Below are 21,543 nucleotides of genomic sequence, written 5' to 3'. Positions count from 1 at the left end.
CTGATTATCGCATGCCGGCCCGGCGACCGCCGGCGAGCATGATCACGCTGATGATGATGAGGCCGGTCATGATGAGGCGGATACCCGCGCCGAACCCATAGGTGTTGAGCATGGAGACGACCAGGAACATGAAGAGCGACGCGCCCCAGATGCCCGGTACGTTGGAATCGCCGCCGGCCACCGCCGTGCCGCCGATCACGACGACGGCGATCGAGGTCAGCAGATATTCCGAGCCCATGTTGAGTGCTGCGCCGCCGGAGAAGCAGGCGAGCAGGTAGCCCGCGACGGATGCAAGCACGGCGCAGAAGAGGTAGGTGACGAAGCGCGTGCCGTCGACCGGAATGCCGGCCATGCGTGAGGCGGGCATGCTCTGGCCGATCGCCGAGATCCAGCGCCCGTAGATCGTCTTATGGAGCAGGAACCAGGCGAGAAGCGAGATGAGGAGCGCCACGATCGCCACGTTCGGCACGCCGAGCGTGTTCGAGGTGGTGAATTCCGCAAGCATGCTCGGCGGCTTGATGCGCAAGCCGCGGTTCGTCCAAATTGCCGCGGACTGCACGATGAAGCTCACGGAAAGCGTGGCGATGATCGGCGGAATGCGCAGCGCCTTGATCAGGGCATAGTTGCCGAGGCCGACGACGAGGCCGATGAGGATGGCGACAAGAAGCCCAGGCAGGATCAAACCGTTTTCGACATTCATCAGCTTCAGCGCCACCGTGCCGGCAAGTGTCATGGTGGCGGGAACCGACAGATCGATATTGCCGGGACCGAGCGTGATGACGAACATCTGGCCGATGCCGACGATGACCGAGAAGGCGGCGAAGGTGAGTGCCGCCTGCGACAGGCCGAGCGTACTGGCGCCAAGGGTCACCATGATCGTCAGGAACCAGACGACGAAGGCGGCAAGCCATGACCAGATCCAGGGTTTGCCGAAAAGGCTGAGAAGGGGAGTCATCGGCGGCGTTTCTCCCGTTTCTCCAGGCGGTTCAGCATCAGGCGAAGCGCGAGCACGATGATTAGGATCGCGCCCTGGGCTCCGATCTGCCAGTCGGGCGAGATGCGCAGGAAGGACAGGAATGAGCCGGCGAGCGTCAGCGTCAGCGCACCGATGACGGCGCCGACAGGGGAGACGCGGCCGCCGATGAACTCGCCGCCGCCGAGGATCACGCCGGCGATCGACAGCAGAGTATAACGCAGCGCGATATTGGCATCGGCAGACGTCGTGAGGCCGACGAGAGCGATGCCGGCTAGCACGGCGAAGAAGCCCGCCAGACCGTAGGCGGTGGCGCGAGCGGCGACGATCGACCAGCCGGCCCGCTCGACAGAACGCTGATTGCCGCCGATGCCGCGGATCAGCACGCCGAGCGAGGAGCGCATGACGAGAAGATGGGCGACGGCGGCGATGATGATGCTGGCGACGATCGCCATTGGCGCCAGCGGCGGCTTGACGGTCATCAGAGAGCGCACCCAATCCGGCGCCTGCCCGCCCGGCGCCGGCAGCAATAGCACGGCAAGGCCGCCCCAGACGAAGCTCATGCCGAGAGTGACGACGATCGACGGCAGGTCGCGCAGGTAGATGATGACACCGAGGCCTGCATAGGCTGCGATCGCTGCCGCAAGGATCAGGACGCCGGTCACTGGGTCATCGCGCAGAAAGGTTGCGCTCACGCACGCGACGAAGCTGACGAAGGTTCCCATCGACAGATCGAGATCGTTCACCGCCATGACAAGCATCTGGGCGATCGTCGCAAGCGCAATCGGCACGGCCAGATTGAACAGCAGGTTGAGCCCGACATAGCTCATGGCGCGCGGCTGCAGCCAGAAGACGGCGGCGAGCAGCAGGGTCAGCGACAAAGCGGGAATGGCAAGACGCATGGCGTCGGACGAGAGCCGGGCCGTCATGCGGCGACCCCTTCGAAGGAGGCGGCGATGATATTCGTCTCGTTGACGGCGTCACCGGCGAGTTCGGCGGTGATGCGGCCTTCGCGAAACACGTAAACGCGGTCGCAGAGGCGAACCTCGTCCATTTCAGTCGAATACCAGATAAAGGTTCGGCCGCGCGAAGCTTCGTCGCGGATGATGGCGTAGACCTCCTGCTTGGTTCCGACGTCGACGCCGCGCATCGGATCGTCCATCAGGACGACAGGCGCGCGTGTGGCAAGGGCGCGCGCGAAGAGCACCTTCTGCTGGTTGCCGCCCGAAAGCGACAATATGCGGTTAGCCATGTCGGGTGTGCGGATGTCGATCCGCCGCTTCCAGTCCGCGCCCTTGCTCTCCTCTTTATCAGCGAGAATGAGGCCGCGCCGCGACAAGTCACCGAGCGAGGCGACGGAAAAGTTGCGCAGGATGCTCCAGAGTTCGAAGACGCCGTTGAGGCGGCGGTCGCCGGCGACGAAGGTGACGAGCGGATTGTGCTCGGGCAGCCAGTTGCCGGACTGGGCGGCATGCAAGGCAAGCAGCAGCTCTGTCTGGCCGTGGCCGGCGAGGCCCGCCAATCCGATGATCTCGCCCTTGCGGGCCGAAAAGGGATGGCCCGCCGTCTGATGGGACAGAATGAGCGGAGCGGTGGATTGCTCGCGCGCCGGGCGCTGCCCCGTCTCCTCCTTCGCAACGGTGCCCATGGCCTCAACCAGGCCGTGATGGTCAAAGCCATAGGCGGGGCGTTCGGCAACGACGCGGCCGTCCTTCATGACGACGATGCGGTCGGAGGTTTCGAGAATCTCGTGCAGGATATGCGAGATGAAGATGACGGAGCCGCCGGCTGCGACGAAGCGGCGGACATGGTCGAGCATCTGGCGGGCGAGGCTCGCATCGAGCGAGGAAGTGGGTTCATCGAGGATCACCAGCCGCGGCGCAATGCCGGCCTCGGAAAAGGCCATCGCGATCTCGACCATCTGTCGCTCGGCGATCGAAAGGTCTCCCACTGCCCGGCCGCTGTCGATGCCGTGGCCGGGGAAGACCGCATCGAGGCTCTTTTCGATGATTCTTGCGGCGCGCCTGCGCCAGGCGAAGCCGCCGAGATGGCGATGCATGATGCGGGTGTTCTCGACGATGGAGAGGTTGGGGCAGAGCGAAAGCTCCTGGAAAACGCAGCGCACGCCGCGGGCTCGTGCCGCATTGATGCCGTAACGCTCCAGCCGCTCGCCATCGCTCGCCACACTTCCTTCATGGGGCGCGAGGCCGCCATTGATGACGCTGACGATGGTGGACTTGCCGGCCCCATTGTGCCCGACCAGCCCGACGCATTCGCCCGGCATGACGCGGAGCGTGACGCCGTCAAGCGCCCTGACCGCGCCGAAACTCACCTTGGCGCCATCGACGGCGATCACCGCCTTCAAAACCTCATCCATGCTACCCGCCACATCTGCTCGGAAAGACTGCCGCGCGGCCGTTTTCGGCCCGCGGCAGTCGCCGGGAGAGTTACTTTGCCGACTCGATGACCTTGATCGCGTCTGCCTGCGTGTATTCCACATTGGCGACGCCGCCGGCCTGGGTGTTGGCGAGGTTCGTTTCCAGATTGTCCTGGTCGATGCGCAGGAAGGGCACGACGAGATCCTTCTTGACCTGCTTGCCGTCGAGGATCTGCTGGGCGACCCAGAAGGCGAGGGTGGAGACGCCAGGCGCGATGGACACCGACATCGTCTCGTAGCCCTTGGCGTCCTTCTGCTCCTTCCACCACTTCAGTTCATCTTCGCGGTTGCCCATGATGATGGTCGGCATCTTCCGGTCGGTCGCGGCAATCGCCTGTGCGGCGCCGTAACCGTCACCGCCCTGCGTCACCACGCCGACGATGTCGGGCAGGCTCGGCAGGATGCCGGCAACGGCCTTTTGCGCCACGTCCTGCGCCCAGTCGCCATGCACGGAGCCAACGACCTTGAACTGCGGGAACTGCTTGACGCCTTCGTGGATACCGGCCGAGATCTCGTCATCGACGAAGACGCCGGCAAGGCCGCGGATCTCGAGCAGATTGCCGCCCTGCGGGAGCTTCTTCGACAGATACTCCACCTCGCTGCGGCCCATTTCCTTGAAATTGACGGCGATGCGCCAAGCGCAGGGTTCGGTCACGATGCCGTCGAAGGAGACGACGGTGATGCCGGCATCGCAGGCTTCCTTGACCGCGCCATTCAGGGCCGTCGGCGAGGCGGCGTTCAGCACGATCGCGTCATAGCCCTGCAGGATCATGTTCTGGATCTGCGCCGCCTGTTCTGTCGCCTGGTTCTCGGCGGTGGTGAAAGGGTCGGCGGCGGCAACGACGCCAGCCTTTACGGCCTCGCTCGTCACCTTGCCCCAGCTCGTCAGCATGGCCTGGCGCCAGGAGTTTCCGGCGTAGTTATTGGAAAGGGCGATCTTCTTGGCCGACGTGTCGGCAAAGGCGGAAACGGGCATGGCGGCGCAAGCAATAGCGGCCGATGCCAGAAGCATCTTACGGATTGTCATCTCTTCCTCCCTCATGATCGCGCCGGTCGGCGGATCGCTTCACTCCTGCCGGCTCAAGCGGGCCTCGAGTGAAAATTGTTCTTGAACTGAGCTTCCTCCTCTCAGTAAGGGCAGGATGCGGGAGATCGGCCGACCTGTACAGGGGCAAGGCAGCAACTCGTTTGCGGGTTTTGCGCGACAAGCTGCGGGTTTACGCAAGACGGCGGCCCACTTGCGGGCGCTTACTGGGATATGATCACGACAGGTTGAGGAGTCTGTTGTGACGGGAGGAACTGACAATGCTGCATCTTGCACCGGCAGCCCTGTTCGACCACTATCTCGGTATTTCGCGGCTGCTCGCGGGCCAGCTCGACTTCCGCTCGGCCATTCGTTCAGTCGCCGCCGAGGTCGCCCACATTATCCCGCACGACCATCTCGACGTCTGCGTGCTGCTCGAAGGCGGCAACTATCACACGGCCTATGAGACGGGCATCGAGACTGCCTGGGGCGAGATTGCCGGCGCGCCTGTCGTCAACAGCCCTATCCGTTCGCTGCTGAGAGGTGAGGTCGAATTTCTGCTCTCGGACGACGCCATGAAAGATCCGCGCTTTCATTTCGAGGGCGCCTTCAAGCGGCCGATCGTCGAGCAATCGCTGAGGAGCCGGCTGCATGTTCCCATGAAGGTGCAGGGCACGATCATCGCAGCACTTTCCTGCTCTTCTCACAGGGCGGGCGTCTATACGATGGAAGATGTCGAGCGCGCCCGCATCATCGCCGATCTGCTGACGCCCTATTTCTTCGCGCTGCAGGCGGCCGAGCAGGCGCAACGCTCGGCGATCGTGGAGGCCGAAGCCCGCGCCCGCGAGGAGGGGCTGCGTCAGGGCGCGCTGAAGCTGACCGAAGCCCTGGAGCAGGAACGCCAGCGGATCGGCATGGACCTTCACGACCAGACGCTTGCCGACCTGACGCGGCTTGCACGGCGGATCGACCGGCTGTCGCGCAACGGCGAGGTGGCGCCCGAGGCGCTCGAACCCGTTTCGCGGTCCCTGCAGCATTGCATGCAGGATCTGCGGCAGATCATCGAACAGGCAAAACCCTCCGTGCTCCAGCTTTTCGGCCTCGCGCAGGCGATAGAGCATCATCTCGACCGTTCGACCCGCGATACCGGATCGGGCATCGAATGGGGCCTTGTCGACGAGACGAACGGCGCGCTGGAAAGGCTGGAGCCGACCGTCAGCGTCGCCTTGTTCCGCATCGCGCAGGAAGCGATCAACAATGCCGTGCGCCATGCCGCCCCGCTGGCGATCATGGTGGGGCTCGAAGCCGACGACGAGCAGCTATCGATTCAAATTTCCGACGATGGGGCTGGCCTTGCCAAGACGCGAGGACGGATCGGCGGCGGCATCGACAATATGAAGACCCGCGCGCGGCTGATCTCGGCGCGCTTCACGATCGGCCCCGGCCATAACAATCGCGGGACCGCGGTGCGCGTCGTGCTGCCGCTGGCGCCGAACGGCCCGGCGGGCGAGCCAGACTGAGGAGAAAGACACGATGAAAGTTCTGATCGTCGAGGACGACCCGCTGCACCGGTCCTACCTGCACGAGGCTGTTAACGCCGCCCTGCCGGAATGCGACACGGTGATCGAGGCGGAGAACGGAACCGTCGGTGAGAAGCTCGCCCGCGACCACAAGTCGGCGCATATCGTCATGGATCTGCAGATGGCGAGCCGCAACGGCATCGAGGCGGCGCGCACGATCTGGAAGGAACGGCCGGAGACCCGCATCCTGTTCTGGTCGAATTATTCGGATGAGGCTTATGTGCGCGGTGTCTCGCGCATCGTGCCGGATGGCGCCGCCTATGGCTATGTGCTGAAATCCGCCTCCGACGAGCGGTTGAAGCTTGCCCTGCGCTCGATCTTCATCGAGAGCCAGTGTGTCATCGACCGCGAGGTGCGTGGTCTGCAGCAGAAGAGCCTCGGCCAGACCAACGGCTTCACCGATTCCGAATACGAGATCCTCGTCGACATAGCCCTCGGTCTGACTGACCGGGCGATCGCCAAACGCCGGAGCCTGTCGCTGCGCAGCGTGCAGAACCGCCTGCAGCAGCTCTACGACAAGCTCGACGTATATCAGACGACTGGCGACGACCACGAGGACGGCCGCTTCAATCTCCGCGCCCGCGCTGTCACGATTGCTTTCTTGCGTAAACTTCTGAATTACAGCGCTCTAGAACGAGCTGAGGCGGAGCTGCAGGAATGGCTTGATGGAAAGTAATTTCCCGAAGAGATCGGCGACATAGGCGAGCTTTTCTTTTGGGGCGCAGCCGTTTCAGGGCTCCTGCTTGACGCTGGATACACTCGACATCAAAATCGCGGTTTCGAAGGTGAGCCGGCTGTAGCGCTTTCACATCGTTGCTCGCCTCAAAGGATTGGCCACGGGGATTGACCAGGCGCCGACCGACGCCGCTGGTCGCAAGCTTGCGAGGCAACGCAGTGAATAAATTGTTCTCAGCCGGTTCTTCCAGCGACGGCCCATCCCCGCGCTGGAAGTTCCCGTTGCTGAGCAACCGGCGCTCGTTACGTCGGTCAGCGCTGTTGGTCCTCGCCCTGGTTGTTGCAACCATTGCCGTTTCTTACATTGACATCCGCCGATCCGAAGCTCCGACCGAAGATTTTGAAAATCGAGCGCCGAACAACGCTGCCCCTTCCGCACGCTTAGCCGTTCGCTCTGATCCGGCTGCTTCTTCTCCTCGTCCGACGATATCGATATCGCGGCATCTGATGGAGCTCCCAAAGCTCGACCTGGCAAGTCAGTTTCTGCGGATGTGGTTGGTCTCGGGCGCCAATATTTGCGGCGCTCTTCGAGAGGCGGGCATAGAGGTGAGCGAATGGAAAGCCGCATCGATGCGCAATCGCGATTATGAGTGTTATTTTCAGCGCATCTACGAACGGGACGAGGCGCGGCCGCTCAGCTCGACCTTCCTCAGGGTTCGTGGAGATGGGACGGGTAATATTGTTGAGATCCGCGCCAAGATCGTCGGACCGAAGATTGATGCTGAGGGACTTCTCGCCCCTGAAGTGCTGCGCATTTTCGAGATCATTGTGAAGCAGGCGTGCTGGCGAGATTTTGAAGATGCGCTTGCGTCGATCCAAAGCCTTCGCGATGTCGAAGCCGAACGATTCGGCTCTTATCTCAGCTTCAGGCGCGAAGCCGGCAGCGAAAACAGATTTAGTTTTGCTCTAGGCCTCAAGGCAGCTCCAGGTTCGCAGGCAAGAACCAGGGCGTATTTTTCGCCAGACCGCTGGCTGGCCACGACGGATCCGCGCATCCCGCGGACATCATCCGCATCGATCGCAACGGCGCGTTCAGATCAGCCAATGGCACTCAATGGCGGAGCAAGCGCCGGCTCCGATTCAAAACCAAGCCGGAACTGCGGCTGAGCTTCAAAGCCCCCAGCTTTGTGAGTAGGGAAGGTGCACCCGCTTCGGATATGGCGCGCCGGCGGATCAGCGCGACAGGCTGGCTGCCGGTCGAAAAGCGTCGGCTCGGGCGGCACAGTTCTCGACGACGAAATCCACGAAAGCGCGGACTTTGCGCGAAAGCTGGCGATTGGACGGCCAGACAAGCGAGAGTGAACCGAAGGGCACCATGAAGGAGGTGAGGACGGGGATCAGGCTTCCCGCTCGCATGTGCGATGCCGCGACATAGACGGGCAGGTGGGCGAGGCCCAAACCATCCTGTGCTGCCCGCAGCCCTGCATCCGTGTTGTTGAATGTTAGGCTTTTCTGCAGAAGCAGTCGCTCGTACGGCGCGCTGAAGGCCCAGGGCGCGACGCGGCCGCTGGATGGATATTTGAAGTGAATGCAGGCATGCCTGAAGAGATCGCCCGGCGTCTCAGGCCGTCCACGGCGCTCGAAATAATCGGGACTGCCGCACACGACGAAATGCTGATCGCCGAGATGGCGGGCGATCAGCCGCGCATCGGCAAGTTCGCCGCTGCGCACCACGACATCCAGACCTTCCGCAACCAGGTCTATGACCCTATCTTCGAAATCCACATCCAGCTCGATCTCCGGGAAGCGCTCGGCAAAGGCCGGCAGCATCGGCATCAGCAGATGATGCCCGACGATATGTGGGACGCTGACGCGCAGGCGCCCCCTCGGGCTTTCCCGGCTTTTCGACAGGGTTGCCTCTACGTCCTGCATATCGTCGATGATGCGTTTGTAGCGCTCGTAGAGAACAGCCCCTTCCTCGGTCAGGCTTATGCTGCGGGTCGTTCGGTTGAAGAGCCGCACGCCGAGCCGGCTTTCCAGACGCGCCACCGCCTTTCCAATCGCAGACGGCGAGACGCCGGCAATGCGCGCGGCTGCGACATAACTCTGCTGTTCGGCCGCATGAACGAAGGCGAAGACGCTCGCGAGACTATCCATGGCAAAATCCGATTGGAGACATTTTGTCCTTTATGTAAGTCCACGCACCGGAATTGATCAACATTGCGTAACAAATATCCTTTGTCTCGAAAGCCGGAAGGATGGGCCTGCCGAGATCAAGGAGTGGATGGCATGCGGGACTACGCGAAAGAATTACCGGAGCACAGGACAAGATACATTGGCGAGAACGACCTGTTCCTGGAAATCTTTCCTGGGAACAACCGCCTGGATGCGGCCGATCGACCGCCCCTGCTTTTCATTCATGGCGCCTTCACCGGCAGCTGGATGTGGAGCAAATATATTCCGCACTTCATGGCGGCGGGATGGGACTCCTACTGCATCAATCTGCGAGGTCATTACAAAAGCCGGTCGGTGGATTTTACGACGGTCGAATTCGAGCACTATCTGGAAGACGTTCGTGAGGCTATTTCCGCAATCGCCGAGCAACGTGCTGCCGCTCCTGCCGTAATCGGCTTCAGCATGGGCGGAATCCTCAGCCAGAAACTGGCGGAAAGCGTTGGCATTGCCGGGGTGGTGCTGATCGATTCCAGCATCTCCAGGCAGGTGCATGACGAGGTGCCCTACCAGGATCTTGCGCCTGAGATACCTGGCGTCGTTATTCCCGCGCCGGTGCGCGACGAGCAATCCAGCCCCGACGAAACTCCCGACGATATCGCCTTCCAGCGGAAATACCTGTCCATGGAATCCGCCAGAGCCTTCGGTGCCTTTTCCTTTCATTTTGGAGCCGAGGGGATTTCCGTCGACGGCGGCAAGATCACCTGCCCCAGCCTGGTGATCTCGGCTGTCAATGACGAAGTCGCCGACCGGCGAGGGCAGGCGATGGCGCGGCACATCGGCGGCGAGTATCTTGGTCTCTGGGGCACGACGCATACCGGCTTGCTGGTCGGGCAGAGATATTATGAACCCGTCAGCCGCATCATGAGCTGGCTCACGCGCTTCGATGAAGAGGGAATTCAGCCCTCGAGGCCGAGGCTCGCCAGCAGGCGGCCGACATAAGCTTCCAGGCCGCCGACCATATCGAAGCGATCGGGATCACGCAGCCACAGCATCTGCAGACCGTCCATCACGGCGATCAACTCGGCGGCGGTGGCCTTGCTGTCGATCCCTTTGTCGATCGAGCCATCGGCGATCGCCCGCTCGAAGGTCGCGGCGATATCGTTCTGCATCTCCGTGGTGCGAGCGAGAAACCACGCCTTGGCGGGGTGGTCCTTCATGAGGCTCTCGGCATTCAGAATGGCGAAGGCTCGGATGACCTCGATCATTCCGGCATTGCGGCGAAAGATTTCGACCATGCCTTTCAGCAAGCCGCGGAGATCGGAGCGACAATGCCCGATAAAATCGGCGCTATCGAGGTCGCGCTTGGCGAGGATGGCGAGCAGCAGATCGACCTTGGTCGGAAAATGGTGCAACAGGCCGGGCAGCGACAGGCCGACATCCCGGGCGATATCGCCGATCGCGGCATTCTGGTAGCCGTCTTCGGCAAAGCGCCGCATCGCCGCCGCCAGGATCTCTGCGCGGCGCTCTTCTCCCTTGCGCGAACGGCGCCGTCGCTTCTCGTCCTGTTCCACCTTCTGCTCTGCCATCGTTTCTCCCATCGGCCTCTTTTAAATGCAATACGCCGATCCGCAATGCTCCGGCCGATATCTCCTCTGCTTCCTTCCTACATCAGGTCCGTCAGCTTGACATCTTAAAAATACCGAGTAATCGGTAGGTTTAACAGGCGCGATGCTCGCGGTCTTTTGGGGAGGTTTGCATGATCGATTCCATTCTCGACAGGATGACGCTCGAAGAGCAGGTCTCCTTGCTGTCGGGCGCCGATTTCTGGACGACCGTGCCCGTCGAGCGTCTCGGCGTGCCGAAGATCAAGGTGACGGACGGGCCGAACGGCGCCCGCGGCGCGGGCTCGCTGGTCGCCGGCGTCAAGGCGACCTGTTTTCCCGTGGCCATCGCGCTCGGCGCCAGCTGGAATCCGGATCTCCTCAGGCAGATGGGCGCTTCCCTTGCGCGCCAGGCCAAGAGCAAGGGAGCGGCCGTGCTGCTCGCGCCGACGGTGAATATCCACCGCTCCGGTCTCAACGGCCGCAATTTCGAATGTTATTCCGAAGATCCGATGCTGACATCAGAACTCGCCGTCGCTTATATCGAGGGCGTGCAGAGTGAGGGTGTTGCCGCAACGATCAAACACTTCGCCGGCAATGAATCCGAGATCGAGCGGCAGACCATATCGTCAGACATCGACGAGCGGACGCTGCGCGAAATCTACCTTCCGCCCTTCGAGCAGGCGGTGCGCCGCGCCGGCGTGATGGCCGTCATGTCCTCCTATAACCGCCTCAATGGCACCTATACAAGCGAGCATCACTGGCTGCTGACCAAGGTGCTGCGCGAGGAATGGGGCTTCGACGGCATCGTCATGTCCGATTGGTTCGGCTCGCATTCGACAGCCGAGACGATCAATGCCGGCCTCGATCTCGAAATGCCCGGCCCGGTGCGCGACCGCGGCGAGAAATTGGTTGCAGCCGTGCGCGAGGGCAAGGTGGAAGCAGCGACGGTGCGTGCGGCAGCACGACGCATGTTGCTGCTGCTCGAGCGGGTCGGCGCATTTAGGAGCAAACCCGATCTTACGGAGCGGGCGGTTGACTTGCCGGAAGATCGGGCGCTGATCCGGCGTCTCGGCGCCGAAGGCGCGGTGCTCCTCAAGAACGACGGCATGCTGCCGCTTGCCAAGACGTCGCTCGACCGGATCGCCGTCATCGGACCGAATGCCGTCACCGCTCGCGTCATGGGCGGCGGCAGCGCGCAGATCGCGGCGCATTATACGGTGAGCCCGCTCGAAGGCATTCGCGCGGCTCTTTCCAATGCCAACAGCATCAGCCATGCCGTCGGCTGCCGCCACAACCGCCTGATCGACGTGTTCAAGGGAAAGATCACCGTCGAATATTTCAAGGGGCGCGGCTGCAAGGGCGATCCGCTTCATGTGGAGACCGTCGACAAGGGCGAGTTCTTCTGGTTCGAGCTGCCGTCGGGCGAACTCGACCCTGCCGATTTCTCGGCCCGCATGGTGATGCAATATGCGCCGGAGGAGAGTGGCGAACATGTCTTCGGCATGACCAATGCAGGGCTGGCGCGACTCTTCGTCGACGGCCGATTGACCGTCGACGGCCATGAGGGCTGGACGCGCGGCGAGAATTATTTCGGCACCGCCAATGACGAACAGCGCGGCGGGGTGAGCCTGGAAGCGGGCCGGTTCTACGAAATCGCTGTCGAATATGAACCGGCCATGGCGAGCGAGGAGGGCATCAACCTTATCGCCATCCGCTTCGGTGTCGAAAGGCCGCTCGGCGACGCCGATATCGAGGCCGCCGTCGAAAGCGCCCGCAATGCCGACGTGGCGCTGCTCTTCGTCGGCCGCGACGGCGAGTGGGACACGGAGGGACTTGATTTGCCCGACATGCGGCTGCCGGGCCGGCAGGAGGAGCTGATCGAGAAGGTCGCCGCCGCCAACGCCAACACCGTCGTCGTGCTGCAGACCGGCGGTCCCATTGAGATGCCTTGGCTCGGCAAGGTCCGCGCCGTGCTGCAGATGTGGTATCCCGGCCAGGAACTCGGTAACGCCGTCGCCGACGTGTTGTTCGGCGACGCCGAGCCGGGCGGCCGCCTGCCGCAGACCTTCCCGAAAGCGCTTGCCGACAATTCCGCCATCACAGGCGATCCTGCCGTTTATCCCGGGAAGGACGGGCATGTGCACTATGCCGAAGGCGTCTTCGTCGGCTACCGCCATCACGATATCAGCGCCGTCGAACCTCTCTTCCCCTTCGGCTTCGGCCTTAGCTATACCCGCTTCCGTTGGGGCGAACCGCGACTCTCCGCAGGAGAAATGGATCCTGAAGGCATAACCGTCAGCATTGACGTCACCAATACAGGCGACCGGCCAGGCTCGGAGCTGGTTCAGCTCTATGTGCGCTCGCCGTTAGCCAAAGTGGAACGGCCGGACAAGGAACTGCGCGCCTTCGCAAAGCTGTCGCTGCAACCCGGCGAAACAGGCACGGCCGTCATGAAGGTTCTGCCGCGCGATCTGGCCTATTTCGATATCGAGGCCGGCGCCTTCCGGGCCGAACCGGGTGGTTATCAGCTGGTCCTGGCGGCGAATGCCGCCGACACAAGATCCGTGATCCACCTGCCGTCGCCAGCCGGCTACGTGCTGCCACCGTCGATCGCATGACCCACGTCGAAACGGTCAGGCGTCATCGATTTAGGTGAATGAAAACAGTGCTCAAGAGCCTTTCCGGCCTGCCGGATGAAGCAGGCTGAAATTTTTAGATTCTCCTCTTGAATCGAAAATCGTGCGAAACCAGATCATTTTCGTCGGCAGCGCAAAAGCGGGCCGATGAGTAGTGCGGAGACGCAGGTTTGCGACGCGTCTCCATCCCATGTTGCTTTACGGAGGATATGGCTATGAGAAACGAACTTGACTTCGCCCCCCTTTATCGGTCCAGCGTCGGCTTCGACCGTGTCTTCAATCTCCTGAACAATGCGCAGCGCCTGCAGGCGATTGATGCCTGGCCGCCCTACGACATCGTCAAGACGGGCGAAGACGACTATCGCATCCAGATGGCAGTGGCCGGCTTCGCCGAAGGCGACCTCGACATCACCCAGGAGCGGAACGTCCTCCTGGTGAAGGGGCAAAAGCCGGCCGACGGAAAGGACGGCGAATATCTGCATCGCGGCATCGCCGGGCGCGCATTTGAACGGCGCTTCGAACTCGCCGATCACGTCAGGGTCGAGAATGCCTCGCTGAGGCATGGTATTCTCTCGATTGCGCTGAAGCGTGAAGTGCCCGAAGCCATGAAACCGCGCAAGATCGTTATCGGTGACGGCTCCTTTCAGCAGGCGCCTCTTCAGATCGAATCCGAGCGTCAGGTGGCTTAAGGAGAGCCTCTCCATGAAGTCCCGGATAAAGCCGTTCATCGTAGAGATCAGGAAACGTCGCGGAAGCAGCGCAAAAAACGCGGCAAAGTCTCTGTTTTCGAAATCGTTAGGCAAGCTCCGCAGCGCGGACGCGGTTTCTGAAGCGCGATCCTGAACAGGGCTTCCATGTCAATCGGGGCCGGCGCCATGTGGCCGGCCCTTGTGCACGAACGAGGTGGACTGAGTTTGTTCTCCCCTCGAACTCTCTTGCCGCAAATCCCGGCCTAACAAGCTTGGCCCTCCGTTCGGCCCTCCTGCAGGTCCACCTGCAATCAGACTGCATCAGGCTGGGTGCGCAGATTGGTGACGACGCGCCGGTTCTGCACCTTGCAGGAGCGCTCTGTGCAGTCGCGGACTTCGCGGTCGTTGCCGTAGCCCTTGGCCCACATGCGCTTGGGGTCCACGCCCTTCGAGGCCAGATAGGCCATCGCCGCGTCGGCACGTTTCTGCGAGAGCGTCTGCATTTTGGAGGCGGAACCGGAATCGTCGGCAAATCCCTGAAGCTTGAGCAGCCAGGTCGGGTTCTTGTTGAGCCAGGCGGCCTGGTTGTCCAGGGTGGCCATGGCGACGGAATCGAGCGCGGCGGAGTCCTGCTTGAAGTAGATCCGTCGGCCGACACTAAGAATGAAATCCTCCTCGCTGCCCAGCGCGACATTCTCGAAGCCGGGGGCGGGGTCGTTGGTCTGTCCGGTCATCGGCACCGCGGCCGGTTCTTCCAGGGAGGCGACCTCGGTGGTGGAGCAGGCGGCGAGCGCCAAGAGCATGGCTGCGCCGGCGAGGCGCTTGGTGTATCCGATCATCGCAGACATAGGGGTGATATTCCTCATTCGACCGGAGTTGTTTCGCTAACCTGCGTGGCGCCGTCAGCCTGGTCGGCAATATGCGGCAGAACCTGTACAGCAGTGCCGATGGGGCAGCGCTGATAAAGATCGATGGCGTCTTCATTGAACATACGGATACAGCCGCTGGAGGCATCTTTGCCGATGCTCCATGGCTCCAGCGTGCCGTGGAACCGATAGCCGGTGTCGACGCCGTCGCGATGCAGATACATGGCGCGGGGGCCAAGCGGGTTCTTCGGTGAGCCACCCGCGACGAATTCCGGCAGTTCGGGATGGCGCTTGCGCATCTCCGGCGGCGGCGTCCAACGCGGCCAGAGTGATTTGGCGTCGATGGTGGCGCGGCCAAACCATTTGAAGCCTTCGCGGCCGACGCCGACGCCATAACGGATGGCGGTCTTGTTCTCCATGATCAGATAGAGAAAGTGGTGCCTTGTATCGACCACAACGGTGCCGATCGGCTCGCTGCTGAAATATTTGACGACCTGGCGATGCCAGCGCCTGTCGATTTTGGCGAAATCGGTGCTGCGAAACGTCACGCCGTTGTCGACCGCAGCGCCGTCGAAATAAGAAGCTGCCGCGGCGGCTGCCGGTTTGCTGACGGCGCCGGTCCCAAGCAACGCCAATCCACCGAGCATAATACTCCTGCGGGTCCACACCATCGGCTAAATCCCCCCTGAAAGCCAACAAGCGAAGTGCAGTAAACCAGATTTTTTATTTGCCTCAATAGAAAACTCCTCTCCCTACCAAGATCGATAGAGAAGCTATGGTCGCCTGATGCTGTATTGCTTCGGTCGTTACTCCGGGCGGGAGAATGTTATGCCGACTGCGTACGGATCCGGAAATCGACAGGAGGCGCGGCCGGAGCCTGCATCGCAGGTGTCCCGTGCCGGCGTTCCAGTGTCGATGCTGCGTGCAACCTCTTCGCGAACGGCCGTCACCGCCAGATCATCGAATAAAAGATGACAAAAATAATCACCTTATGTTGACAAGCTCTATTTCGCTCCATAGGTTCCGCCCGCATCCGTGACGTAGGGACCAAGCAATGGCGCGTGTTTTTTTGAATGTTTCTAATAATGTATCGCGAATTTACAGAGACAGCCTTTTTGCGACGACCGCGATCGTCCTGATCGGCATTGCAGCATCGCCGGCCGCCGCCCAGAGCGCCTCCGCAGGTGACACCGCGACGACACTGGAGCCGATCGTCATTCAAGGTGCAGCCTCTGATAGCAAGACCGACCGGACGTCGGTCACCGCCAAGAACAGCGCGAGTGCGACCAAGATCAGCACGCCGCTCGTCGAGACGCCGCGTTCGATTTCCGTCACCACTGAGAAGGAAATCGAGCAGCGCGGCGCGCAGTCGGTCATCGAGGCGGTTCGTTATACGGCCGGCGTGACGACCGGACCGAACGGCTTCGATCCGCGTTTCGACCAGATCTACATTCGCGGCTTCAACATCACGACAGTCGGAGACTTTCGTGACAGCCTGCGCCAGCCCTATATCAATTACGGCATGTTCCGAACCGATCCCTATCAGCTGCAGCGCGTCGAGGTGATCAAAGGACCGGTTTCGGTTCTCTATGGTGCGGGATCGCCGGGCGGCCTCGTCAATAAGATCTCGAAGCTTCCGACCGAGGAGCCGATCCGCGAAGTCGGCATCACCTACGGCACCAAGGATCGGGTGCAGGGAATGTTCGATTTCGGTGGGCCGATCAGCGAAGACAACGACGATTTCCTCTACCGCATCGTCGGCCTCGCCCGGCGGGGCGACACCAATTTCGACATTGCCGACGACCGCTACTTCCTGGCGCCGTCCTTTACCTGGAAGCCAGACGAGGACACGACCTTCACGGTGTACGGTCTGGCGCAGTCGGACGAGACCGACTCCAACGTCGGCGCGATCACGACCTTGGACGGGAAGATCCACGAGCTCAGGGAGAGCGATCCCGACTACGACTACCAGAAGGTCAAGCAGCAGCAGGTCGGCTATCAGTTCGAGCATGAATTCGACAACGGCCTGACCTTCCGGCAGAACCTGCGCTATTCGCATCTCGATCTGGAGGCTCGCTATCTCGGCGTGACCAGCTGGACCGGGACTGTCGCGCATCGTGGCACAAATGCGATCCGCGACGAAATGAACGTTTTCCAGGTCGACAACCAGCTCGAAGCGAAGTTCGACACGGGCCCGTTGGCCCATACGACGCTGTTCGGGCTCGACTACACCAATCTCCAGTCGAGCTTTGGCTACGGCGCCGGCGCTGCCGATCCGGTGTTCGACTTCGATATCGCCAATCCGACCTATGGTGTCTCGGGCGCCACGCCGGACTACAGCATCCTGGCTTCCGACGCGGACATGCGGCAGGTCGGCATTTATGCGCTGGACCAGATCGAGGTCGGAAATTGGCGGTTCAACCTCGGCGGCCGGCAGACCTGGGTGAACCAGACGCGCGATGCGACTTTGCCCGCGGTCAGCTCGGAGGAGGTCGATAAGAACGCCTTCTCCTGGCAAGCCGGTGCCCTCTATCTCTTCGACAACGGCATTGCTCCCTTCGTCTCCTACGCCACCTCGTTCGATCCGGTGACCAACCGTTCGACCTCAGGCAAGACCCTCGCGCCGACAGAGGGTGAACAGTACGAGGTCGGTGTGAAATACCAGCCGCCGGGCTCCGACATCCTGCTGTCGGCCGTTGCCTATCACATCGTCGAAAAGAACAAGCCGGTGCTGGTCGACCCGCTGTTGTTTGCCTATGGATCGATCGGTGAGGTGACCGGAAAGGGTATCGAACTGGAAGCCCGCGCGGCGGTAGCCGATGGCTGGGATCTTATTGCGGCCTACACCTACAACCATTCAGAAGTGACGGGAGGCGGCGAAAACGAGGGCAATACGCCAGCCCTCACACCTTCGCATGTCGCCAGCCTCTGGGCCAACTATACGTTCCAGGAAACCAACCCCTTCCATGGCCTTTCCGTCGGCGCGGGTGTCCGTTATGTCAGCGAGAATTGGACGGACACGGCGAATACGTCAAAGAACCCCTCGAGCTTTTACATCGACGCGTCCGCCGCTTATGATTTCGGCGCGGTCGACAAGAAATACGAAGGCCTGACTGCGGCCTTCAATATCCGCAATATCGCCGATGAACGCGATACCGTTTGCAACGAGGGCTTCTGCTACCTCGGCCAGGGTCGCAACATGACCGGCACCCTGAAGTATCGGTGGTAGCACCATGGCGGCGGAGATGAACGGGGCGGGCGCACGCCCTTCGATCGCCGATCATCCTGTCGCCCACCAGGCAGTCGACCTCGACGGCTTGGTGGGCGATGGCCCGTTCGCCTATTGCCGCGGGAAGCTGCTTGCCTCTCCGCCGCCGGCCGGGATTGTCATTCCCTGCAGGGATCTTGGCGACCGGGACGTCTTTGACGGCATCATCGCGCGCTATTCCGAAAAATTCCCGGGCAGCGACCGCCGCGCGATCGTCTCCATGTGGACGCTCTATTATTTCAGCATGCTGACGATCGCACCGACCGTCCATATGTTCGTAAACCGCATCGCGCTGCCGCTGGAGATGGACCGGCTGTCGCTGATCTGCAGTGAGCAGACAGGTGAACCGGAAGCATTCGTGATGTCCGATCGGCCGGAGGCTGCGGCCGATCCGGCTGCCGAACTTCACCGGCTGATGCTCGGCCATGCCGAACCGGTCATCGCGGCGATCGCGGCCAATGCAGGCGTGGCGCCGAAGCTTCTCTGGAACAATGCCGCGGCATATCTGTCCTGGATCCTGAAAGAGATCGCCCACCGCCACGAGCCCGCTCTCGTCGAAGGCGGTCTGGCGCTGCTGAATGATTCTGAATGGCCGGGCGGCGGACGCAATCCGATGTTCGGCATGATCCGCATGGCACGCCAGCAATGCGGGCTGGAATTTGCCCGCCGGAAGGTCTGCTGCCTGCGTTATAACCTGCCGGGCGTCGGCGGCTGCGGCGAAGCCTGCCCGCTGCCGGACGGGCGGCATTAGGCCAGAACCGGACTTCGGCAAAACCGCTACGCATTTCGTCGGATTGCTTCATGTCTGCCGGCGCAGAACGAACAGCAGCATCGGCGCCCCGACCAGGGCCGAGATCAATCCCGCTGGGACCTGGTAGGGGAAGGCGATCATGCGTCCGGCCCAGTCGGCGATGACGAGCAGGACTGCTCCGATCAGCGCAGCTGCGAGAAGCTGGGTCGAGGGACGGCGAAGACCAAGCCCGTGGGCAAGGTGCGGCGCCATCAACCCGACGAAGCTCAAAGGGCCGACGACAAGCGTGGCGGCAGCTGTCATGATCGCCGAGAGCGCGAACAGGGCGCCGCGCGCCGGAGCGATCCTGAGGCCGAGTTCGCTCGCCGTCTCCGAGCCGAGCTGCAGCAGGGCAAGCCAGCGGCTTGCAAGAAAGGCCGCGATGAGACAGGCAAGCGCAATCAGCAGGGCGCTTGCCGCAACGCTGTTATCGACGAAATAGGTCGAGCCCGACATCCAGCGGATCAGCGCCAGGCCGCGCGGATCGCCGCTTGCCGCCAGCACGCCGATCCCGGCGTCGAGGATCGCGCCGAAGGCGATGCCGGCGAGCAGGACACGGTTCGGGCCGAAGCCCGAACGGGCGCTCAAGAGGAAGATCAGCAGTAGTACCGCAAGCGCGCCGCCGCCGGCAAAGGCAAGCTGGACCGTCAGCCCCGGCGCGGCAAAGGCGAACATAGCGGCTGCGACACCGAGCGTCGCCCCGGCCGATACGCCGAGCACCTCGGGGCTTGCCATTTCGTTTCCGGTCAGCCGCTGCAGGATCAGCCCCGTCACGCCGAGTACCGTTCCGGCACCGAACGCTGCGGCGACTCGCGGCAGGCGGAGGGGGAGGATTTCGCCCCATGAGGCGACGGGCAGCCAGGCCCAGTTTCCGTCGGGTGCACGGCCAAAGAAGATCGCGACAATCACCAGTGCGACGACGGAGGCGAGCAGCAGGACGAGGGGGGACGCTTTGCTGCTGACCGCGAGCCGTGGTGAGGTCATGGCGGGCAGCGTGCGTGAGGCTGTCGCAAGCCGTGGCAGAAGCGCGATGAGGATCGGCCCGCCGAGCAATGCCGTCACCGCCCCCGTCGGCACGAAATCACCGGGAGCAAGAAGCTTAATGGTCTCGTCCGTCAGGAGGAGAAGGCCGGCGCCGGCGATGGGCGACCAGATCAACTGGCTGAGGATGCGTCTGGCGCCGGCCAGCCGGACGATCTGCGGGGCGACCAGCCCGATGAAGCCGATGACGCCGACGGCGCTGGTGACGAGAGCGCTCAGCGCAATCGCGATCGCCAGGATGAAGGCTCGCGCCCATTTGATCGGCAGGCCGAGGCTGGTTGCGCCGGCATCGCCGAGCTGGCTCAGCGCCAGCGGCCGTGTGGCGAGAAGGGCAAGGGCGGCGAGCAGCGCGACCTTCGGCAGCAGCGATAGCGGGATCGCCCAGCTTTGCTGCGAGAGCGATCCGGCGCCCCAGATGAAGATCCCCGAGAGATATTGATCGTTCATAAGAATGAGGATCGCCGCCGCTGCCCCGCACCAGAGGCCGATGATCATGCCCGAGAGAATGAGGGAAAAGGGCGAAAAACCGTGCCGGGCGCTGATCGAAAAGATCGCGAAGGCTGCAGCGGCACTTCCCGTCAGTGCGACCGCGTCTCGGCCCCATCCCGCCAGCGAGGGAAAGGCGAGCATGACGGATACCAGCGCCAGATTGGCGCCGGCTGAGACGCCGAGTGTCGTCGGCGAGGCCAGCGGATTGCGCAGCACCTGCTGCAGGATCGTTCCCGAGAGTGCGAGCGCGGCTCCCGCGATCAGCGCCGTCGCCATGCGCGGCAGCGTGGAATAGACAAGCAGAAGGTGCTGGGCGTCGTAACCGCCTGTCGTTTCGAGATGCGGCAGCGCCGGCAGGAGATCGAGGACCGCCAGGCTGAGGCCTGAAAACAGCAGCGGCGCCGCAAGTGCCGGCGCGCCGAAGCGGGAATATTGAGGCTTCATCAGGCGGCAGTCTCCAGAACATCGACCATCAGGGTCGAAAAGCGCAGCGCTTCTTGGACCATTCCAAACATCAGGACGCCTGGAACGACCGAGATCCGCTGCCGCCGGACGAAGGGCAGGCTGGTCCAGAGCGGGCTTTCGGAAAGCCGGGTCAGGACATCGGACGGAAGCAGCGGCGACACGACGACGAGGTGGGCTTCTTCACCGAGTTCGGCGAGTTGCTCCAGGCCGATCGTCTGAAATCCCCAGTAGCTCGCCTCGCCCTTCCAGGCATTCTCCAGGCCGATGCGTCTCATGGCGCCGCCGTAAAGCCCGGGGCCGCTATAGATGCGCGCATGCCTTTGGTCGATGAAATTGATGACGGCGACAGGCGGTGCGGACAGGCTTTTCACCCGCTCGCGCAACCGCTCGAACGTGGCATCGGCATGGGAGAGAAGCGCCTCCGCTTCCCGCTGTCGCCCGATCATAGCGCCGAGACGCAGCGTTTCGGCGTAGGAGCGGTCGAGCGCATCGCCGTTCTGGGCATAGACGGTGAAAGTCTCCACGGGCGCGATGCGGGAGAGCTTTTCATCCAGCGCCGCCAGGAAAGGCGTGCTGAGGATCAGCGATGGCCGGAGGCTGGTGAGGACTTCGAGATTGATCTCCGACGTGGTGCCGACATCGACGACGCCTGGCGGCATAGACGGCTCGACAACCCATTCCGACCAGTTCCTGAGCGAGGCGATCGCACGCGGCACGCTGCCGAGCGCCAGCATCGTCGATGCCAATCCGTAATCGAGCGAAACGACGCCGTCATCGCCGGCGTGCGCAATGACGGGCGCGCCCGCTATCGCCAGCGCGCCCAGAAGAAAG

18 protein-coding genes are annotated in these 21,543 nt (G+C 62.5%); 8 read left to right on the top strand and 10 right to left on the bottom strand.

The features are described 5' to 3' along the window. Positions 1 to 4: 4 nt before the first annotated feature. From Tal182_RS31315 to Tal182_RS31300, 4 genes are all read right to left on the bottom strand, one after another. Complete coding sequence (locus tag Tal182_RS31315) at positions 5 to 955, bottom strand: ABC transporter permease (protein WP_085862077.1); 951 nt, start codon at positions 953 to 955, stop codon at positions 5 to 7. Continuing rightward, on the bottom strand, positions 952 to 1,902 hold the full coding sequence (locus Tal182_RS31310; protein WP_085862076.1) for an ABC transporter permease: 951 nt from the start codon (positions 1,900 to 1,902) through the stop codon (positions 952 to 954). The genes Tal182_RS31315 and Tal182_RS31310 overlap by 4 nt, the downstream gene beginning before the upstream one ends. Beyond that, on the bottom strand, positions 1,899 to 3,350 hold the full coding sequence (locus Tal182_RS31305; protein ID WP_085862075.1) for a sugar ABC transporter ATP-binding protein: 1,452 nt from the start codon (positions 3,348 to 3,350) through the stop codon (positions 1,899 to 1,901). Before Tal182_RS31305 ends, Tal182_RS31310 begins: the two co-directional genes overlap by 4 nt. A 70-nt stretch (positions 3,351 to 3,420) precedes the next feature. Beyond that, positions 3,421 to 4,437: an ABC transporter substrate-binding protein gene (locus Tal182_RS31300; protein ID WP_085862074.1), complete on the bottom strand. Its 1,017-nt coding sequence runs from the start codon at positions 4,435 to 4,437 to the stop codon at positions 3,421 to 3,423. A 278-nt stretch (positions 4,438 to 4,715) separates the two neighbouring features. On the opposite strand from Tal182_RS31300, the gene Tal182_RS31295 reads away from it, so the two are divergent. From Tal182_RS31295 to Tal182_RS31280, 3 genes are all read left to right on the top strand, one after another. After that, positions 4,716 to 5,954, top strand: coding sequence for a GAF domain-containing sensor histidine kinase (locus Tal182_RS31295; protein WP_085862073.1), 1,239 nt, complete (start codon positions 4,716 to 4,718; stop codon positions 5,952 to 5,954). A gap of 13 nt (positions 5,955 to 5,967) precedes the next feature. After that, entirely contained in the window at positions 5,968 to 6,690 is a 723-nt protein-coding gene (locus Tal182_RS31290) for a response regulator transcription factor (RefSeq protein ID WP_085862072.1), read from the top strand. A 281-nt stretch (positions 6,691 to 6,971) separates the two neighbouring features. Next, positions 6,972 to 7,856 carry a DUF6030 family protein gene (locus Tal182_RS31280; RefSeq protein ID WP_085862070.1) on the top strand — a complete coding sequence of 295 codons (885 nt, stop codon included), beginning with the start codon at positions 6,972 to 6,974 and terminating at the stop codon, positions 7,854 to 7,856. Between the two features lie 66 nt (positions 7,857 to 7,922). Here the strand turns inward: Tal182_RS31280 and Tal182_RS31275 are convergent, their stop codons facing one another. Continuing rightward, complete coding sequence (locus tag Tal182_RS31275; RefSeq protein ID WP_085862069.1) at positions 7,923 to 8,846, bottom strand: LysR family transcriptional regulator; 924 nt, start codon at positions 8,844 to 8,846, stop codon at positions 7,923 to 7,925. Between the two features lie 132 nt (positions 8,847 to 8,978). Here Tal182_RS31275 and Tal182_RS31270 point away from each other — a divergent pair, with 132 nt between their 5' ends. Further along, positions 8,979 to 9,863 carry an alpha/beta fold hydrolase gene (locus Tal182_RS31270; protein ID WP_085862068.1) on the top strand — a complete coding sequence of 295 codons (885 nt, stop codon included), beginning with the start codon at positions 8,979 to 8,981 and terminating at the stop codon, positions 9,861 to 9,863. Here the strand turns inward: Tal182_RS31270 and Tal182_RS31265 are convergent. Then, positions 9,821 to 10,450 (bottom strand): TetR/AcrR family transcriptional regulator, encoded by a 630-nt coding sequence (locus Tal182_RS31265; RefSeq protein ID WP_085862067.1) that lies wholly within the window; start codon positions 10,448 to 10,450, stop codon positions 9,821 to 9,823. The two genes, Tal182_RS31270 and Tal182_RS31265, sit on opposite strands and share 43 nt — an antisense overlap. Positions 10,451 to 10,620: 170 nt before the next feature. On the opposite strand from Tal182_RS31265, the gene Tal182_RS31260 reads away from it, so the two are divergent. Together Tal182_RS31260 and Tal182_RS31255 are read left to right on the top strand one after the other, a co-directional pair. Then, entirely contained in the window at positions 10,621 to 13,086 is a 2,466-nt protein-coding gene (locus tag Tal182_RS31260; RefSeq protein ID WP_085862066.1) for a beta-glucosidase, read from the top strand. Positions 13,087 to 13,319: 233 nt separating this feature from the next. Continuing rightward, the gene (locus tag Tal182_RS31255; RefSeq protein ID WP_085862065.1) at positions 13,320 to 13,793 is read left to right on the top strand and encodes an Hsp20 family protein; all 474 of its coding nucleotides are present in this window, start codon (positions 13,320 to 13,322) and stop codon (positions 13,791 to 13,793) included. Positions 13,794 to 14,104: 311 nt separating this feature from the next. Here the strand turns inward: Tal182_RS31255 and Tal182_RS31250 are convergent, their stop codons facing one another. Beyond that, positions 14,105 to 14,641 carry an OmpA family protein gene (locus Tal182_RS31250; RefSeq protein ID WP_085862064.1) on the bottom strand — a complete coding sequence of 179 codons (537 nt, stop codon included), beginning with the start codon at positions 14,639 to 14,641 and terminating at the stop codon, positions 14,105 to 14,107. 14 nt (positions 14,642 to 14,655) lie between these two features. Beyond that, positions 14,656 to 15,330, bottom strand: a complete 675-nt coding sequence (locus tag Tal182_RS31245) for a L,D-transpeptidase (protein WP_085862063.1) — start codon at positions 15,328 to 15,330, stop codon at positions 14,656 to 14,658. A gap of 383 nt (positions 15,331 to 15,713) precedes the next feature. Between Tal182_RS31245 and Tal182_RS31240 the strand changes: the two genes are divergently transcribed. Both Tal182_RS31240 and fhuF read left to right on the top strand, forming a co-directional pair. After that, positions 15,714 to 17,888: a TonB-dependent siderophore receptor gene (locus tag Tal182_RS31240; RefSeq protein WP_085862062.1), complete on the top strand. Its 2,175-nt coding sequence runs from the start codon at positions 15,714 to 15,716 to the stop codon at positions 17,886 to 17,888. 4 nt (positions 17,889 to 17,892) lie between these two features. After that, positions 17,893 to 18,678, top strand: coding sequence for a siderophore-iron reductase FhuF (gene fhuF / locus Tal182_RS31235; protein ID WP_085862061.1), 786 nt, complete (start codon positions 17,893 to 17,895; stop codon positions 18,676 to 18,678). A 48-nt stretch (positions 18,679 to 18,726) separates the two neighbouring features. Here the strand turns inward: fhuF and fhuB are convergent, their stop codons facing one another. Then, positions 18,727 to 20,691 carry a Fe(3+)-hydroxamate ABC transporter permease FhuB gene (gene fhuB / locus Tal182_RS31230; protein ID WP_085862060.1) on the bottom strand — a complete coding sequence of 655 codons (1,965 nt, stop codon included), beginning with the start codon at positions 20,689 to 20,691 and terminating at the stop codon, positions 18,727 to 18,729. Beyond that, positions 20,691 to 21,521, bottom strand: coding sequence for an iron-siderophore ABC transporter substrate-binding protein (locus Tal182_RS31225; RefSeq protein ID WP_085862140.1), 831 nt, complete (start codon positions 21,519 to 21,521; stop codon positions 20,691 to 20,693). Before Tal182_RS31225 ends, fhuB begins: the two co-directional genes overlap by 1 nt. Positions 21,522 to 21,543 lie beyond the last annotated feature (22 nt).

This window comes from Rhizobium sp. TAL182, assembly GCF_002117725.1.
GTDB classification, from domain to species: Bacteria; Pseudomonadota; Alphaproteobacteria; order Rhizobiales; family Rhizobiaceae; genus Rhizobium; species Rhizobium esperanzae.
This window is presented reverse-complemented; position numbering and strand designations above follow the sequence as displayed.